General features: G+C 38.9%; 17 protein-coding genes. 11 read left to right on the forward strand and 6 right to left on the reverse strand.

The genetic code is table 11. The features are described 5' to 3' along the window. Positions 1-4: 4 nt before the first annotated feature. The 3 genes from upp to ALPR1_RS04365 all read right to left on the reverse strand — a co-directional run bounded on the left by upp (position 5) and on the right by ALPR1_RS04365 (position 3,413). A complete protein-coding gene (gene upp, locus ALPR1_RS04355) occupies positions 5-655 on the reverse strand; it encodes a uracil phosphoribosyltransferase (RefSeq protein WP_008198713.1) in 651 nt (216 codons plus the stop codon). Positions 656-719: 64 nt separating this feature from the next. Beyond that, entirely contained in the window at positions 720-2,012 is a 1,293-nt protein-coding gene (locus tag ALPR1_RS04360; protein WP_008198715.1) for an OmpA family protein, read from the reverse strand. Positions 2,013-2,132: 120 nt separating this feature from the next. Next, on the reverse strand, positions 2,133-3,413 hold the full coding sequence (locus ALPR1_RS04365) for an OmpA family protein (RefSeq protein WP_008198718.1): 1,281 nt from the start codon (positions 3,411-3,413) through the stop codon (positions 2,133-2,135). A 172-nt stretch (positions 3,414-3,585) separates the two neighbouring features. Between ALPR1_RS04365 and ALPR1_RS04370 the strand changes: the two genes are divergently transcribed. From ALPR1_RS04370 to ALPR1_RS04410, 9 genes are all read left to right on the forward strand, one after another. Further along, entirely contained in the window at positions 3,586-4,494 is a 909-nt protein-coding gene (locus ALPR1_RS04370) for a zinc-binding metallopeptidase family protein (RefSeq protein WP_008198719.1), read from the forward strand. Between the two features lie 10 nt (positions 4,495-4,504). Continuing rightward, positions 4,505-5,041, forward strand: coding sequence for a hypoxanthine phosphoribosyltransferase (gene hpt / locus ALPR1_RS04375; protein ID WP_008198720.1), 537 nt, complete (start codon positions 4,505-4,507; stop codon positions 5,039-5,041). A 15-nt stretch (positions 5,042-5,056) separates the two neighbouring features. Then, entirely contained in the window at positions 5,057-5,629 is a 573-nt protein-coding gene (locus ALPR1_RS04380; RefSeq protein ID WP_040303220.1) for an adenylate kinase, read from the forward strand. Positions 5,630-5,702: 73 nt separating this feature from the next. Continuing rightward, complete coding sequence (gene obgE, locus ALPR1_RS04385) at positions 5,703-6,698, forward strand: GTPase ObgE (RefSeq protein ID WP_008198723.1); 996 nt, start codon at positions 5,703-5,705, stop codon at positions 6,696-6,698. A 75-nt stretch (positions 6,699-6,773) separates the two neighbouring features. Then, on the forward strand, positions 6,774-7,346 hold the full coding sequence (locus ALPR1_RS04390; protein WP_008198726.1) for a nucleotide exchange factor GrpE: 573 nt from the start codon (positions 6,774-6,776) through the stop codon (positions 7,344-7,346). Positions 7,347-7,353: 7 nt separating this feature from the next. Continuing rightward, a complete protein-coding gene (gene dnaJ / locus ALPR1_RS04395) occupies positions 7,354-8,466 on the forward strand; it encodes a molecular chaperone DnaJ (protein WP_008198728.1) in 1,113 nt (370 codons plus the stop codon). A gap of 80 nt (positions 8,467-8,546) precedes the next feature. Beyond that, the gene (locus ALPR1_RS04400; RefSeq protein WP_040302557.1) at positions 8,547-9,434 is read left to right on the forward strand and encodes a hypothetical protein; all 888 of its coding nucleotides are present in this window, start codon (positions 8,547-8,549) and stop codon (positions 9,432-9,434) included. Positions 9,435-9,451: 17 nt separating this feature from the next. Further along, a complete protein-coding gene (locus ALPR1_RS04405; protein WP_008198730.1) occupies positions 9,452-10,345 on the forward strand; it encodes an ABC transporter ATP-binding protein in 894 nt (297 codons plus the stop codon). Continuing rightward, complete coding sequence (locus tag ALPR1_RS04410) at positions 10,338-11,648, forward strand: ABC transporter permease (RefSeq protein WP_008198731.1); 1,311 nt, start codon at positions 10,338-10,340, stop codon at positions 11,646-11,648. Before ALPR1_RS04405 ends, ALPR1_RS04410 begins: the two co-directional genes overlap by 8 nt. Before the next feature lie 172 nt (positions 11,649-11,820). Here ALPR1_RS04410 and ALPR1_RS04415 read toward each other — a convergent pair whose 3' ends face one another. After that, complete coding sequence (locus tag ALPR1_RS04415; protein WP_040303223.1) at positions 11,821-12,291, reverse strand: Dps family protein; 471 nt, start codon at positions 12,289-12,291, stop codon at positions 11,821-11,823. A 137-nt stretch (positions 12,292-12,428) separates the two neighbouring features. Here ALPR1_RS04415 and ALPR1_RS04420 point away from each other — a divergent pair, with 137 nt between their 5' ends. After that, positions 12,429-13,664 (forward strand): sensor histidine kinase, encoded by a 1,236-nt coding sequence (locus ALPR1_RS04420; protein WP_008198733.1) that lies wholly within the window; start codon positions 12,429-12,431, stop codon positions 13,662-13,664. A gap of 265 nt (positions 13,665-13,929) precedes the next feature. Next, positions 13,930-15,510, forward strand: coding sequence for a peptide chain release factor 3 (locus ALPR1_RS04425; RefSeq protein WP_008198734.1), 1,581 nt, complete (start codon positions 13,930-13,932; stop codon positions 15,508-15,510). A 66-nt stretch (positions 15,511-15,576) separates the two neighbouring features. Here ALPR1_RS04425 and ALPR1_RS04430 read toward each other — a convergent pair whose 3' ends face one another. Beyond that, entirely contained in the window at positions 15,577-16,893 is a 1,317-nt protein-coding gene (locus tag ALPR1_RS04430; protein WP_008198735.1) for a hypothetical protein, read from the reverse strand. A gap of 13 nt (positions 16,894-16,906) precedes the next feature. Next, entirely contained in the window at positions 16,907-18,535 is a 1,629-nt protein-coding gene (gene ade / locus ALPR1_RS04435; protein ID WP_008198737.1) for an adenine deaminase, read from the reverse strand. Positions 18,536-18,543 lie beyond the last annotated feature (8 nt).

An 18,543-nucleotide genomic window follows, 5' to 3' on the forward strand; every position in this document is an offset into this window, starting at 1 on the left:
TTTATTAAAGTTTCGGGCCGAATGCTAAATCTCCTGCATCTCCAAGACCTGGGACAATATAGAAAAGCTTGTTGAGCTTCTCGTCTAAGGTTCCTAGCCATAAAGAATAAGGGATTTCTTTAAGGTTATTTTGAATATGGGCTATTCCCTCAGGTGCTGCAAATGCAGCAGCTATATGTATTTTTTTTGGCTTTCCGTGAGTTAGGAGCGTTTCAATAGTTTTAATAATGGACTTTCCTGTAGCCAGCATAGGGTCAGCTATGATTATTTCCTTACCTTCTAAAGAAGGACTAGCGTGATATCCTAACTTAATGCTGACCTCATTTTCATTGCTGTCTTCCTCTCTGAAAGCTCCAATAAATCCGCTTTCCGCTTTATCAAAGAAATTTAAGAAGCCTTGATAGAATGGTAGAGACGCTCTTAGCACAGAAATAATGACAGGCTGGCTAATTAGTGAATACTCTTTTGTTTTTTCTAAAGGGCTTTCTACCTCCACTTGAGTAAAGTCCATGTCTTTTGAAATCTCATAGGCCAAGACTTCTCCTAGTCTTTCCAGATTTTTCCTGAAGCGCATACGATCCTTTTGTAGCTCTTTATCTCTCAGTTCCAAAAGGAACTGGTTGGCGACAGAAGTATTTTGCGAAAGAATAAACATGGTACGAAGATAAAATAAAACCCGGCTCTTTTGAAGCCGGGTTTTATACTTATTGAAATTTATCTCACTTTACTTCAAAACTTACTCTTCTAGCCATCTGCCTAGCATCTGCAGAAGATTTGTCTACACTAGTATCTTCTCCATAACCTTTAAAACTTAATCTCGAGGCATCAATTCCTGTAGCAATTAGAAGGTCATAAACCGCTTTGGCTCTTTTTTCTGAAAGTTGGATATTATAATCTTCTGACCCTAGCTCATCTGCGTATCCTTTTATTTCAACTGATACTCCCGGGTTCTTTTTCAGGAAGTTGGCAACATAATCAGCTGCGCTAGCGGAATAAGCCAGAGGCTTAGAGCTATCAAAAGCATAATAAACATTGACATAGCCCTCATTGATGGCTTCCTTGAAGTAATCAACCTGCTGAACAGTTTCTTTTATTGGACAACCCTTTGATGATGCTGGACCAGGTACGAAAGGACATTCATCTAAATGATCTGGGGTCCCATCACCATCTGAATCAAGAGTTTGACCAGAAGTATTAACTCTTGCTCCCACAGGAGTATTTGCCTCTTTATCTAAGTAATCAGGAATTCCGTCTCCATCACTGTCTTTCAACATATCTTTAATCCCATTGATTTGCATGGCAAGTTCATCTTTGGTTACATATTTATCTTCTTCAATAAACCAATCGGCATGCTCATCAGCTTTTCCTAGATAAACATTTAAGCCTATTGTTCCAGACCACCATGTGCCTGTCGCGTGAACGTATGGAATCTCAGGAGCATCAGGCCTTCCAGGAGATATAAAGTCATTACCGTCAAAGGTGTAGCGCTGTCTACCATTGACTATTAGTGAAGTGTTACCTGTCAATGATATTCTATCCGACAATTTATATAGTAAGGAAACTCCTGTATTAATGGAATAAACATAATCTGGGTCAAAGTCTCCAATAGGGCGTGTGTCTTGTTTCAAATATCCAAATCCAGGTCCAAAATAGCCTAATAGACCTAATTTATTGGAGAATGATTCAAAATTTAAAACCCTTGCCAGATTGACAACTCCCTCGAAACTTACGTTGATATAGTTGGAATTAAATTCAGGGCTTTTGTCTTTGACTTCTGAAAATGAGCCAAAACCAAATTTTCCTTTCACTCCATACTTACTATTTAGCATATAACGAAGGCCCAGTTCCCCATGACCTAAATTTAGCGTGGGACTGTAATAACCTTGCGTCAAAGGACCCATTGATTTGTTGAAGCCATATCCAGCTTCTAAGGACCATTTGTTGAAATCTGATTGGGCGTATGTGGTGATACCCAGGCTAAAGAAAGCTAAAGCCAGCAGAGTTTTTTTCATGAAAATTTGAATTTTGGGTGTGGCCGCAAAAGTAGAAAAAATCGTTCCAAATTTTCATGAATTGGGAGCAAAAAAAAAGCCCGGAATAACCGGGCTTTAAATATTGATATTAAGTGGAGCTTATTTTACTTCGAAACTTGCTCTTCTTGCCATTTGTCTTGCGTCAGCAGAAGACTTATCTACACTAGTATCTTCTCCGTAACCTTTGTAAGAAAGTCTTGATCCGTCTACACCTGAAGCGATCAATAGATCATAAACAGCTTTCGCTCTTCTTTCAGAAAGTTTCATGTTATAATCTTCTGGACCTAATTCATCCGCATAACCTTTAACTTCTACATTTACACCTGGGTTCTTCTTCATGAAGTTAGCTACATAATTTGCAGCACTTGTAGAGTAACCTAGTGGCTTATCGCTATCAAATGCATAGTATACGTTGATGTAACCGTCATTGATTGCTTTCTGTAAGAAGTCAACTTGTTCTACAACTTCCTCAACTGGACATCCATTAGTAGATGCTGGGCCAGGAAGGAATGGGCATTCGTCCATGTGATCAGGAGTACCGTCACCGTCGGAGTCCATAGTAGTACCTTGAGAGTTAACTCTTGCTCCAGCTGGAGTGTTTGGCTCTTTATCTAAGTAATCAGGTACACCGTCACCGTCAGAATCTTTCAACATATCTTTGATACCATTGATCTGAGAAGCTAACTCTTCTTTAGTAGCATACTTGTCAGCAGCAATATACCAGTCAGCGTGCTCTTCAGCAGAACCTAAGTAGAACTGAAGTCCTAAAGTACCAGTCCACCATACACTATTCGCTCCGTAATATCCGTTACCAAGATCTGGTCTAAGTGCAGTAGCACCATCCCAAGTTACAGTCTGACGACCGTTAATGATAGCAGAGATATCACCTACTAAAGCTATGCTCTTACCAAGTTTTAATTGTGGAGTGAAACCAACGATGAAATTATAAACATCATCAGTAAAGTCACTATAAAGATTTTCTTCTGGATTAACGTTTCCAATACCTGCACCACCGTGAACTAAAAGTCCAACTGATCTAGTGAAAGATTCAAAGTTTAAAACTCGTCCAGCATTCATTACACCCTGAAGGTTCAGTCTGTAATATTTTGTGTCGAATGTAGGAGATTCGCCATCTACTTCACTCATGGAACCAAATCCATAATCGAGCTTCATACCGAACTTTTCGTTGAACATGTAACGTGCACCGAAATCAATATGACCAAAGTTAGCAGTTGGTGAAAGGTAACCAGGAGTTAAAGGGGCCATTGGTTTGTTGACACCTCCGTTGATTTCCAAAGAGAATTTATCAAATTCCTTCTGGGCATTTGCGCTGATTGCCAAGGCACCAGCCATTAGTGTTGAGAGTATTAGTTTTTTCATAACAAAAAATTTTTGTTCAAATTTTAAGTGTTTGATTGATGTGATTACAAATTTAGAAACTTTTAACTTACTGCAAATCTAGCTGAATTATTTAATTCGCAATTCGGTAAAAGAAATATTTCCTAACAATTTTAGTGTTTATTACAAGATTTACTACACAATTAATGCCAAAATGAAAATATTAAATGATTTGCTAGCATTAACTGGAGTCTCCGGTGATGAAGCAAATACAGCTAAATTTATTAACGATTATGTTGAAAAACGAAAGAATAGTTGGAAAGTTTTACCAAAAATTTATTCCGGGGAAAAATTTCATGACTGTATCCTACTAAAATTTGGAAATCCTGACATTGCAGTATTTGCCCATATAGACACAATTGGCTTTATGTCAAGGTATTATAATCAGTTGATCCCCGTGGGTGGTCCTGAGGTTATTCCAGGGACTAAAATTATCGGAGAAGATAGTCTAGGAGAAATAAGATGTCAGGTCCAAGGGGATGAAGAGGGTATTTATCATGATTTTCCTCGAGGAGTAGATACTGGGACCTATTTTTCCTTTGAGCAGAACGTTAGAATAGATGAAGATTTTATCCAAGCAGCCTACCTGGATAATAGAATTGGAGTATATAATGCCTTAAAGCAATGTGAAACAATTGAAAATGGTTGGATAGTTTTTTCCACCTATGAGGAGCATGGAGGAGGGAGCATGCCTTTCCTTTTGAGATTTATCCAAGAAACAGCACCCATAACCAAGGCTTTGGTTTCTGATATTACTTGGATTACAGATGGGGTGAAGCACCATGAAGGGGTTGTAATTTCAATTAGAGATAGATTGATTCCTAGAAGGAGCTTTTTAAATAGAGTTTTAGATTTGGCTAAGGAGAGTGAAATTCCTTTTCAATTAGAAGTAGAAGAGTCAGGGGGGAGTGATGGACGTGAAATCCAATTTTCACCCTATGCAATTGATTGGTGTTTTATAGGTGCTGCAGAAGGTAACGTTCACTCTCCAGATGAAAAAGTGTCATTATCGGACATTGATTCGATGATAAGTTTATATAATTACCTACTCGCAAATCTTTAAAATTCGGAAAATGTCTGTTCAGTTAAAGGATAAAAATTTCAAACCCTTTATCAATCGAAAACAAATTCAGGAGAGAATTTCTCAAATTGGGGCTGAAATATCTCAGAAGTATAAAGGTGAAGACCTTCTATTAATAGGTGTATTAAATGGTTCATTTATTTTTATGGCAGATCTTTGCCGTGCAATTGACCTCCCTTTAGAATGCTCATTTGTTAAGATTAGCTCTTATCAAGGGACAGAAAGCACTGGAAAAGTAAAAACTTTGATTGGGTTGGGAGAAAATTTAACAGGTAAAAATATTCTAATTGTGGAAGATATAGTTGATACCGGAATCAGCATGAATCACATGCTAGAGCAGATTTCTGACTATAATCCAGCAAATATTTCTATCGTTACCCTTCTCTATAAACCTGAGGCTTTTCAGTTTAATTATGCAATTGATTATGTGTGTTTTGAAATTCCCAATAAATTTGTCGTCGGCTACGGCCTTGATTATGATAGTTTGGGTAGAAATCTGCCGGAGATCTATCAGCATGATACTCCTTAATTAATGAAATCAGGAATGTATAACATCGTATTATTTGGCCCTCCGGGTGCGGGCAAAGGCACCCAAAGTGAAAAATTAATTCAGAAATATGGATTGACCCATTTATCAACAGGGGATTTGTTCAGGAAACATTTGGGAGAAGGCACTGAGTTGGGGCTGCTTGCAAAGAAATACATGAACGAAGGTCATCTTGTGCCAGATGAAGTGGTGATTAAGATGGTGGAGGAGAAAATCAGCGAAACGAAAGATTCTAAAGGGTTCATTTTTGATGGGTTTCCTAGGACCACCGCTCAAGCTGAGGCTTTGGATAAGATGTTGTCGCACCATGATCTGGTTATTTCTGGTATGATCGCCTTGGATGTCCCACAGGATGTTTTGAGAGAACGTATCAAGGAAAGAGGAAAGACTTCGAATAGAGCCGATGATCAGGACGATGAGAAAATTAATACTCGAATTCAGGTTTATATGAATGAGACTTTACCAGTGGCTGGATACTATGAGCAGCAAGGTAAGTTTCAAAAAATCAATGGAGTAGGTGAGATCGATGAGATTTTTAATCAGATCACTTCGGTAATTGATAGCTACTGATTGCCTATAATTTCCTAATTTTGCAATTCACAATTTGGCTAGGCTTCCAGCTTAGCCTTTTTTCTTTCTAGAAATGGCTGATTCTAATTTCATTGATTACGTAAAATTTTGTTCACGATCCGGAGCAGGAGGTGCAGGTTCTTTGCATTTCCGCAGGGAAAAGCATGTTCCTAAAGGAGGCCCAGATGGAGGTGACGGTGGACGCGGTGGTCATATTATATTAAGAGGAAATGCACAGCACTGGACACTTCTTCATTTAAAATATAAAAAACATGTCATTGCTGAATCAGGAAAAGGTGGAGAAGGTGGTCGAAGGAAAGGAGCAGATGGGAAGGATATTATTTTAGATGTTCCTTTGGGTACAGTGGCCAAAGATGCAGAAACCGGTGAAAAGAGATGTGAAATCACAGAAGACGGTCAAGAAGTTATCCTGACCAAAGGAGGTAGAGGAGGTCTTGGAAATGATCATTTCAAAACTTCCACCAATCAAGCCCCACATTACTCCCAACCCGGAGAAGAAGGGATTGAGGAATGGATTATTCTTGAATTAAAATTACTTGCCGACGTAGGATTAGTAGGTTTTCCAAATGCAGGAAAGAGTACTTTGCTTTCTTCTATTTCAGCAGCCAAGCCTGAGATAGGAGATTACCCTTTTACTACGCTCGTTCCAAATTTGGGTGTGGTTGGTTATCGAGATGATAAATCATTCGTGATGGCGGATATCCCAGGAATCATTGAAGGAGCATCGGAAGGGAAAGGACTTGGGATTAGATTTTTGAGGCATATAGAAAGGAATTCTATCCTATTATTTATGGTGCCTGTAGATGCTCCAAGTATCCAGGAGCAATACCAGATATTGTTAGGTGAATTGGAAAAGTATAATCCTGAACTTTTGGATAAGCAAAGAATACTGGCTGTCTCAAAATCAGATATGCTGGACGAGGAGCTCATGGGTGAAATGAAGTCAGATTTACCGGAAGGCGTCCCTTACGTTTTCATTTCTTCTGTCAGTCAATTTAACCTAGATAAGTTGAAAGATCTGATTTGGCAGGCAATTCACCAGTCTTAAAGTGTCAGATTGTCAGTTTAGAAAGGATGGCAACAATATTGTTAAAATGCTGGAGCCAACTATTGCAAAATATTTATGAAAAATAAAGAACAAGTGGATAAGGAACTAGATCAAGCAGAGGAGCAGCTAGTAAAAGAAACACAAGAAGCACAGGAAAACGAAGAAGCGAAAGCTGAATCGAATGAAGAAAATGTTTCGGCAGTAGATAAACTTGAAGCTGAAAATGCTGAGTTGAAGAATAAGTATTTGAGGTTGTATTCTGATTTTGAAAACTTCAGAAAAAGAACTTCAAAAGAGAGGTTGGATTTAATCACCAACGCTTCTGAGGAAGTTTTAAGAGAACTTATTCCTGTGGTAGATGATTTTGAGCGTGCTTTTAAAGTGAATGAAACGGAAGAAGATGCTTCTAAGATCAGAGAAGGTAACCAATTGATCTTTCATAAATTGCTTAAAATCCTTGAGAATAAAGGACTTAAAGTGATGGATGATTTAGTAGGAAAGCCTTTTGATGCAGATACTCAAGAGGCAATTTCTCAAATTCCTGCTCCAAATGAGGAAATGAAGGGAAAGGTAATCGATGTAGTAGAAAAAGGTTATACACTAGGAGACAAAGTAGTACGCTTTGCGAAAGTGGTAACGGGAGCTTAATTAAATTATGGCAAAAAGAGATTATTACGAAGTATTAGGTGTGTCTAAGTCGGCCTCTCCGGAGGAGATCAAAAAAGCATACCGTAAACTGGCAATAAAGTATCACCCAGATAAAAATCCTGACAATCCTGAGGCAGAGGATAAATTCAAGGAAGCTGCGGAAGCCTACGAAGTCCTAAGTAACCAGGAAAAGCGTCAGCGCTATGATCAATTTGGTCATCAGGGCGTTTCTGGAAACGGTGGCTACGGAGGTGGAGGTATGAATATGGATGATATCTTCTCTCAATTTGGTGATATTTTCGGTGGAGGAGGATTTGGTTCTTTCTTCAGTGGAGGAGCTGGTGGCGGAGGTCGCCGAACCAAAAAAGGAACAAACCTTCGCGTCAAGCTTAAACTCAACCTTGCAGAAATTGCAAATGGAGTTGAGAAAAAAATAAAGGTTAAAAGACATGTCGTTGCTCAAGGGGTGACATTTAAATCATGTTCTACTTGTCAAGGAAGCGGTCAGATCAAAAAGGTAGTCAATACGATGCTTGGTCAGATGGTTTCAGCAAGTACCTGTGGAGTTTGTGGTGGTAGTGGTCAAATAGTTGACAAAAAGCCAGCAGATGCAGATTCCAGAGGTTTGATCGTAAAAGAGGAGGTGATCTCTATCAACATTCCTGGAGGAGTAGCTGAAGGCATGCAGTTGAGTATGTCCGGAAAAGGAAATGAAATTCCAGGAGGAATAGCCGGAGACCTTTTGATCGTCATCGAGGAGGTAGAAGATCAAATTTTACAAAGAGATGGCAATAATGTCATTTATGATCTTTACGTTTCATTCATCGATGCAGCTTTGGGTGCTTCTGTAGAAGTTCCTACGATCGAGGGAAAAGTAAAAATTAAAATTGATGCTGGAACCCAAAGTGGTAAAATGCTTCGATTGAAAGGAAAAGGGATCAAAGATATCAATGGCTACAGCCGCGGTGATCAACTGATCATGGTGAACGTGTGGACACCAACACATTTGAGTAAGGAAGAAAAACAATCTTTGGAAAGTCTGAAAGATTCAGAAAATTTCAGGCCTGACCCAGGGAAATCGGATAAAACCTTTTTCGATAAGATGAAGGAGTTCTTTTAAAAAATCAATTAGCCAGAATCATTTCTGGCTTTTTTTATATTTTTAAAAACCTTTTGAAAGCCTCCCCGTAACTTATCCGTATGCTTAAAAAATTGTGTCTACTGTTTCTCGGAGTTTTTGGATGGGTAGGTGTGAACAAGGCACAGCTTGTAAAAGAGTTTAAAGTCACTGATACAAAGGGGTTTGAGATGGTAAATCTCGGATTCTCTACTTATAAAAGCACCACTCATCTTAAAAGGATCAAGTCCATGGAGCCTCTCTATATCCATGGTCACCTCCAGAAAACGAATATTCTTCCGGTTTTTTCTCAAGAAATTAAAAATAATCTTCTTGAGGCTTCTTTGGTGCACAAAAACGTAGAAGCAGATAACCTAGGTAAAAGCATTACTTCCAAGTTATTTTCGGGTAGCAAAGATGATTTTGATCATACCTGGGATCTTGGCTTAGCTTCCAATTTTCTGTACAACTTGGATTTTACCCTAGGGATGGGGAAAGCCGAGTTTGATTTGGCACAACTCCCCATCAGTAAGATGAAAGTGAAAAGTGCCAGCGCAGACGTGTTAATTCATTATGGCACAAGAGACCCCAATCAAGTCCAAATGGACACCCTTTTGGTAACTCTGAATATGGGATCAGTAAAACTAAATGATATCAATTTTTCGAATGCTAGAAAAATGATCTTTGAGGTTAACTATGGTTCATTGGATCTTAATTTTTCCGAAGCCATGCCTTCCAAGTGCCAAGTAATTGCTGCCGTGGGAGCTGGAACACTCAATTTACTCTTGCCGGATGAATCCAACCCCGTAAAGATTAGAGTGAAAACTACTGCCATGTGTCGAACCACTCTTCCCAAATATTTGAAATCTATCGATGAGCATACTTATATTACCAAAGGCTATAAAGAATCTGATCCACGATTGCTCGAATTGATCGTTGACGTGGGTGTAGGATCTTTAACGATTGAATAGAATAGTTTTTTGCCTTTATGCTTCAAATAAATAACCTCAATAAAACTTACGGTTCGAATAAAGCGCTTACAGATGTAAATCTGTTTGTTCCGAAAGGCGTCATTTTTGGTTTGTTAGGTCCCAATGGTGCCGGAAAAACCACCTTGATACGAATCATTAACCAAATTATCGAGGGAGATTCAGGAGAGATTTTAATCGAGGATGTTCCTTTAAATCCATCTCATATTTCTAAAATAGGTTATCTCCCAGAAGAAAGAGGACTTTACAAGAAAATGAAAGTCTGGGATCAGCTATTGTATTTTGCCAGATTAAAAGGTTTGTCCCAGCAAGATGCCAAAGACAAAATAAAATTCTGGCTTGAGAAAATGGATATTGCTTCCTGGAAGGAAAAGAAGATAGAAGATCTCTCCAAAGGAATGGCTCAGAAAGTACAGTTTATTTCCACCATTATTCATGAGCCACCTTTACTTATTTTAGATGAGCCTTTTTCAGGTTTTGATCCGGTAAATGCGGAGTTGATCAAAAACGAAATTCTAGAACTGAAGACAAAAGGGACTACTGTCATCCTCAGTACCCACCGAATGGAGTCTGTGGAGTTGCTTTGTGATCAAGTAGCGATGATTAACCGTTCTAAGAAGATTCTAGACGGCACGATAAAAGAAGTGAAGAAAAGCTTTAGACCTGAGGTTTATAGCATTTCACTTTCGGATCCTAAAAAATTAATACCCCAGGAATGGACCGCTAAAGAAGAGGATGGTGTCCATCACTTTACCTTGCCGCTCAGTGGGAAATCTCCCAATGAACTTTTATCTGAATTAATGCAATATGGACAAGTTCGGGTGTTTCAGGAAATGACACCCAGTATGGAGGAAATTTTTATTCATCAGGTAAAAGCAACAGAAAATGGATAAAATCTGGCTTGTGATAAAGCGGGAATATCTCGCTCGTGTGAAGAAGAAATCTTTTTTGCTGGCCACCTTATTGACGCCATTGATCTTTCCGGCGATCATGGGAGTCTTTGTTTGGATTGCCTTGGAGGATGATACCAGTCAAGGGCTTCGCATTATCGAAGTGGTGGACAAAAACAAAATGTTTTTTCTAGAAAGTTCCGAGCAATATGCTTTTTCATTTTCCGACTCCAATGTGAATGAAGCCAAACAGAAAGTAATGGATGGAGACCGGTATGGGTTTTTGCTCATTCCTGAATTTGACCTTAAAGACCCGAAAGGGATTGTTTTCTATGGGGAGGAAAATCCCAGTATGAATTTGATTAACTACCTCGAAAATAACCTAAAAAAGAAGATAGAGGAGCAACGGTTGTATGAAAGTGGTATTGACCCTAAAATAATCAATGAAGTCAGAACAAAAGTGGGAATTCGCTCTATTACTCTTGGTGATGAAGGGGAAGAAACTGTCAATGATGCCACGGTAAACTATGCTTTAGGCTTCTTGACAGGCATCTTGATCTATATCTTTATTTTTGTTTACGGCAATCAAATCATGCAAGGGGTGATTGAAGAAAAATCCAGCCGAATTGTAGAAATTCTGGTTTCTTCATTAAAACCTTTTCAATTGATGCTTGGTAAAATTGTTGGTATTGGAGCAGTTGGGTTAACACAGTTTCTAATCTGGGTGGCATTAATAGGGACGCTATCTACAGTGGTAATGGGCTATCTGGGAATGCAGATGCCTCAGCAAACAGCAATGGAATTAGCAAATCCTGAACTGGCAGGAAGTATACCTCCAACAAGTGATTTTGCAGAGATCATGCAGGTGATTTCAGGGATAGATTTCGTGGGCTTAGTTCTGTGCTTCCTTTTCTATTTCTTGGGAGGGTATTTACTCTATGGAGCATTGTTTGCTGCAATAGGATCTGCAGTGGAAGCTCCTTCAGAAGCCCAGCAATTTATGTTTCCAGTAACAATTCCGCTCATAGCGGCATACATGGGCTTATTTGTCTTTGTCCTAAATGACCCTAACAGTTCAGCTTCATTCTGGCTTTCCGTGGTGCCATTGACCTCTCCAATCGCAATGATGGGTAGAGTCAGTTATGGAGTGCCTTGGACAGAGCTTGCACTTTCCATGTCATTATTAATTGCTGGGTTTTTATTTACAACCTGGATGGCTGGGAAAATATACCGAATTGGGATATTGATGCATGGAACCAAGCCTTCTTATAAAACGCTTTGGAAGTGGATCAGAATGAATAATTAGAATCAAGAACCAAGAATCAAGAGCAAAGAACCAAGAACTAAGAATCAAGAACCAAGAACTCTAGAATTTGGAATAAAAATCAAATGCAATGTTCTTGGATACAAGTTTTAAGATGGTAATGCAAAAAAAATCCCGATTCAGAATAGAATCGGGATTTTTCAGTTTATGGGTATTATCTCAAGTAAGCCGATAACATCCAGACAACTTTTTCTTTAGCAGTAATGTAATCACTCATCAAAGAAGAGGTTCCTTCATCATCAAAGCCTGAAGCGGCTTCTAGTGTTTCTCTTTCAAGTATTAGCAAAGTGTTTAGATTCTCTTTTACGATCTCTACCATGTTGGTTGGATCGGTTATTACTCTTGCTTCCTTGATTTTAGCATTTTCGATGTACTCTTCATAAGAGGATAAAGGCCTTGCACCTAAGGTTAAAATACGTTCAGCTACCTCGTCAACTCCTGCATTTGCTTCATTATATAACTCTTCAAATTTCGCATGAAGCTCGAAGAAGTTAGGGCCTGTTACATTCCAGTGGAAGTTTCTCAGGTTTTGATAGTAAATCTGGTAGTTTGCCAATAACTCATTCAATTTATCTACTAAGATTTTACTTTCTTTTATCTCTAGTCCTATTTCGTTTGTTTTCATATTGGTCATAATTTTCTCATATATTGAAGTATAAATTTACGATTTGGCTAAGTAAGTTGCCAACTGAAAAATTCTATGGGAGGTTTATACGATCTATCGGATTGAGCAGTTTGTACTTTTAGGAATTAAATTCAAGAATGAAAAACCGTTTTCAGGATCTTACTACAGTTGATCTATACAAAAACAGGAAGCAGGTCAAATGGCTCGTTATATTTGTTTCGATCATCATTGGTGGAGGATCAATTTTATATACCAATATTCTCGTAGAGGAGCTTCGAGAGCGAGAAAGGAGACAGATCGAATTGCTCTCCTCCGCTTTGGAGTATGCAGCATCCACTGCAGAAAATCTTACTTTCATCAACCAAGAGATTATTCAGCAAAACTATTCCATTCCGATCATCATGGTGGATCAGGATGAGAACCCAATTGAATTTAGGAATATACCTTTCAAAGCCAATTCAAATGCAGAGGACTCTGTCAAAACATTGGCAAAGGAACTGGCAGAAATGAGAGCCGAATATGAACCTATTTTACTGAGAGAAGCGGATATAAATGTTTTTTATCGCAACTCGGAACTGCTGACCAATTTAAAATACTATCCTTATATCCAGCTCGCAGTGATATTGGTTTTTGGGGTGTTGGCTTATACGCTCTTTAATCAAAGTAAAGTTGCTGAGCAAAATAGGGTTTGGGCAGGCCTCACAAAAGAAACGGCGCATCAACTTGGAACCCCTATTGCCTCACTGATGGCTTGGATTGATTATCTGAAAAATTCACCCGTTTGGGAGGAAAACAAAGAGATTATCACTGAAATGGATAAGGATGTGGTCAAATTGAGAATGGTCACAGAAAGGTTTAGTAGTATCGGAAGCAAACCGGTGATTCAGACAGAAAATTTATACGAAAGCATTGAGGAAACTATAAATTATCTTCGACCTAGAATCTCTACCAAAGTAGATTTGATCATCAACGCTGACACGAAAGATTTGGATGCAATGATGAACCGCCCCCTATTTGAATGGGTAGTAGAGAACATTTGTAAAAATGCAGTGGATGCAATGAAAGGAAAGGGTAAGATCACCATCGATGTGATTCAGGACTCAGATAAGTTTGTCATCGTTGATATTACAGATACAGGGAAAGGGATGGAGAAAAGGATGTATAAAAAAGTCTTTAATCCCGGATTCTCTACCAGACAAAGAGGTTGGGGCTTAGGGCTCACATTGGCAAAAAGAATCATTGAAGGTTATCATGGAGGAAAAATCTTTGTCAAGAATTCTGAGGTTGGGGTAGGGACCACATTTCGAATTGTTTTGCATTGCAGCATCGAAGGAGCTTCGCAGTTTATTACGGAAGGAATCCTGGAATATTAGGGATTTACGAAGTTAGAAATACGAATTACGAGATCTATTTGAATTTCGGGTAATTTCTATATCAGTTGCCTTTTATGAAAGTAGAATACAAGTTGATTATGATTTCGCTTATTTCAACTGTTTAAAATTGGAGAAGGAATTTACCTCTCTCAAAAATCTCGTCAATCGTATTTCGTAAATCTTATTTCCCCAAATTCTACTTTAGAACTTCTGTCTCACTTTTAGTGGTTTTTCCCTACCTTTGCCCGCTGAAATACATTTTCTTATGAGTTTGACAGACCAAATCAAGAAGCGCAGAACATTTGCCATTATTGCTCACCCAGATGCAGGAAAGACTACTTTGACTGAAAAGCTGTTGCTTTTTGGTGGAGCGATCCAGACTGCCGGAGCTGTGAAGTCTAATAAGATCGATACGGCCACCAAATCTGACTGGATGGCAATTGAGAAGCAAAGAGGTATTTCTGTTGCCACTTCTGTGATGGGTTTTGAATACAAAGACATCAAAATCAATTTGCTCGATACACCGGGTCACCAGGATTTTGCGGAAGATACCTACCGAACGTTGACTGCGGTTGATTCAGTAATTATGGTAATTGACTGCGTAAAAGGCGTGGAGATTCAGACCGAAAAGCTCATGGAAGTTTGTCGGATGAGAAATACTCCTGTGATCTGTTTTATCAATAAGTTGGATAGAGAAGGTCGAGATCCTTACGAGTTAATAGAGGAAGTAGAACAAAAACTCAACATTCAATGCCGCCCACTTTCCTGGCCGATCGGTATGGGAAAGACTTTCAAAGGAGTATATAATTTGTTCGACCATAAACTCAACCTTTTCACACCTTCTCAGAGGAAGTTAAGTGATGTGAGACAGGAATTTGAAAATGTGGATGATCCTAAACTGGACGAACTGATCGGGAAAAACTATGCTGAGCAACTTAGGGAAGATGTGGAATTGATCGAAGGAGTTTATCCTGACTTTGATCCTACAGAATATTTAGAAGGTAAAGTGGCTCCGGTTTTCTTTGGCTCTGCAGTGAATAATTTCGGGATCAATGAGATGCTGGATACTTTTATCAAAATCGCTCCTGCTCCTAAAAGCCGTAGAACTGAAGATCGGGAAGTGATGCCTGATGAGAAAAAATTCTCAGGTTTCGTGTTTAAAATCCACGCGAATATGGATCCCAATCACCGAAACAGAATTGCTTTCTTGAGAATTTGCTCTGGTACTTTTGAGCGAAATAAACCTTACAACCATGTGCGTGGCCCGAAACCTTTACGATTCTCTAATGTGACCCAATTTATGGCACAGGATAAGGAGATGATCGATGAGGCATTTCCTGGAGATATTGTGGGTTTGTACGATACAGGTAACCTGAAGATCGGTGATACTTTGACCGATGGAGAAAACATGCAGTTTGTTGGGATTCCTAGTTTCTCGCCCGAGATTTTCCGTGAGGTGGTAAACAAGGATGCGATGAAGACCAAGCAACTGGAAAAAGGACTTCAGCAATTGATGGAAGAAGGGGTTGCACAGCTATTTACCTTTGATATGGGTTCTAGAAAAGTAGTGGGTACGGTTGGCCAACTTCAGTTTGAAGTAATCCAGTTCCGTCTGAAAAACGAATACAATGCGACGGTGGAGTTTCACCCGATGAACCTCTACAAAGCCTGCTGGATCACAAGCAAGGACAAGAAGCAGTTAGATGAATTTGTCCGATCCAAAAACCGTCACATTGCCCATGACAAAGATGGCAAGCTGGTCTTTATGGCCGAATCAAAAGCCTGGCTTCAGATGGTGATGGATAATTATCCAGAGATTGAGTTTCACTTTACTTCTGATATTTAAAAACAAACCCTTCAGAATTAAATAATCTGGAGGGTTTTTTACTTTTTATTTTTTCAAAAGATGGAATTATTTAGCTAAAATCCTCAGGTACTTTAAATGAGGAGGTTCTGTTTGATCGACTAGGAAATCTTTGAAAGTCATTGTATAAGCCTTGATTATACCTGAATTAAACTCATGCTCAAGACCTGTTCGGATAGTCCTCGGTAATGATGTTATGCCTTGGGAATAATGTCCTAAAGAAGCGATGATGATTTTTGTGTCATTTTTCTGAAAGGAGGGGTCAACAAAAATTAATTTTACTTTTTGATTGTTTCTTATAGCCTCACCGATAGCTGAATTTATGTGTTCGTCTCCATAAGAATAGCCAATAATGTAGATAATATCGGCTGTAATGCAATCTCTATCAAACGCATATTTCATTTGGCGAAATGGCGTTATTGCAGATTTTTGAAGCTTTTGATAGCCTGCTATAAAGTTTGAAATAAGTATGGTTTTTCCTTTTTCACTTTGAACTATTGGGTAATCATTGTTAATAGTAAGATTTCCATATCCAGTTAAAAAATATCTAGGGGCCATAAAGCCATTTTCATTTTCAGACTCTATATCCCAATATACTGAGCCATGTAAATTGTAATGGCAATGGGTTTCAAAATCTGTTAATATTCTGGTAGCATTTGGAGGGATTCTATCTTCATAATTTATGTCAGCTGCCGCTTCAAATCCTTCAAAGATATTCATACCCGAAATTCCTTTTTCCAAAATCACTTTGAAATTTCTCTCGTAGTTTAATGAAAACATCCTGAGGATTCCATTTTGGTTGATTTTTTCAATCCAATCACAGAATAATTTATTCAGTTCTTTTTTGTCTTCACATATTACGTTGGATTCGTTTAATCTGTGATCTCCGTATTTTTCTATAAAATTATAAATGGTTGTTAACAAAGTTTGAACTAACTCCTGAAGGAAAAGCTGATTTGCATTTTCTCCGTGTTTGGCTAGAGGACTAAAATCTTTATTTAATCCAGGTATGTGAATTTTGAAACTATGTGAGAAGTTTTCCTCTTCGAAATTCAAAAGATCTTTTTCAAAAGTCGAGGTAAAAAAGGAAGCTATATATGAAGGAAGTTTTTTGCTGCCAGCTTGGTTTGCATAATAGGAAATCAACTCTTCTAGTACGTTGAGAATTGTTTCAAAATTGACTTCATCATCACTAAAGCCAGATTCTAGTAGTTTTTGATATATGAATTCAGTAATTCTCGTTTTCCCGTCTTTAGTCCAAAATCCATTATTACGAATTAGGGCTGTGATATCAGGGGTTTTTGGGCCACCCCAATCAATTACTGCCCCAGCCCCAAAAAGTATTACAGTTCTTTTTCTATTCATTTATTGGGAAATATTATTCATTAAGAAAAGTATCGATGAACTCAAACTTTTGCCCATTAAACAGTCCTTTGTCGCTCAATTTCAAATCTGGTATCACCAGCAAGGCCATAAAACTCAAAGTCATAAAGGGAGAATTCAGCGTAGCTCCCATTTCTTTGGACATTTTGTCTATTCGAGTGTAGGCTTTGGCAACTTCATATCCGTCCGAAGCAGACATAATTCCGCCGACTGGAAGTGAGAGAATATCTTCCTGGTCTCCGGAAACTGCAGATACGCCACCTTTGGCTTCAATGATTAAGTTGACCGCTTTGCAGATGGATTCATCATCGATTCCTACCGCAATGATATTATGTGAATCATGTCCCACTGAAGAAGCGATCGCTCCGGTTTTCAGTCCAAAGTTTTTGATAAACGCCACCGCCGGAGCAGCATCTTCGTAGCGATTGACTACAGTAATTTTTAAGATATCTTGTTCTGGATTTGATTCTGCAAAGCCATCTTTGATCAAAATATCTCCTGAGATTTCCGGAGTGATCAATTGACCATCCAATGCTTCGATGACTCTGACTTTATTTCCTTTGGCTTTGATTTGAAATTCTTCGGGCTTTTTTAGGGAGGTATTGAAATTATTGATGATGTCGTTTTGGATTGGTTGGATCAGTGTCCTTCCATTTTCTGCTACTTTTTCTCCATTGATATAAGTGCTGATCACTTGGAAGTCTTTCAGGTCTTTCACTAAAATAAAATCAGCTGGATCTCCTTCTCTAAGTTGCCCAACATTCATCGCATAGTGAGCGATAGGATTCAGGCAGGCTGCCTGGAGTACCTTGAATAAATCTTTACCTTTTGCGACAGCTCTGGCAGCTAGTTCATTGATATGGGAAATGGCGAGATTATCCGGATGTTTATCATCCGAGCAAAACATAATTTGATCCGGGAATTCATCGATTAGATCGATCAGGGCCTCAAAGTTTTTTGCAGCGGAACCTTCCCGGATGGCGATTTTCATTCCCAGTTTGATTTTGCCTAGTGCCTCTTCATAGGTAAAACACTCATGATCGGTGCTAGGTCCTGCAGAGACGTATTTCTCTGCCAATTCGCCTTTGAGTCCAGGAGCATGACCATCGATGGGTTTCCCATATTTCTTCGAGATCCGAATTTTCTCCATGACCAATTCATCCCGGTTCACCGTTCCTGGCCAGTTCATCATTTCCGCCAAGTAATGAATCTCAGGTCTGGACATCAGGTTTTCTATGTCAGCTGCATCGATTTCTCCACCTGCAGTTTCAAAGGGAGTAGCAGGAACGCAGGAAGGCGCACCAAAGTAGAATTTAAAAGGAACCTGTCTTCCATTTTCGATCATATAGTCCACCCCTTCCATTCCGCAGACATTTGCTATTTCGTGTGGATCAGAAATGGTGGCCACCGTTCCATGTACTACCGCCAGCCTAGCAAACTCAGATGGCACCAGCATGGAGCTCTCCACGTGGACATGAGCGTCGATAAATCCCGGCATGAGATAGGGTAAGGGTTTATTTGTTTTTAATGAACTTACTTTTTGAATAACTCCATTTTCTATCTCGATTGAAGCTGGGTAAATAGATTTATTTGGGATGTCAACGAGTTGTCCTTTTATGATCATAAAAAATT

The sequence above is a fragment of the Algoriphagus machipongonensis genome, from assembly GCF_000166275.1.
GTDB classification, from domain to species: Bacteria; Bacteroidota; Bacteroidia; order Cytophagales; family Cyclobacteriaceae; genus Algoriphagus; species Algoriphagus machipongonensis.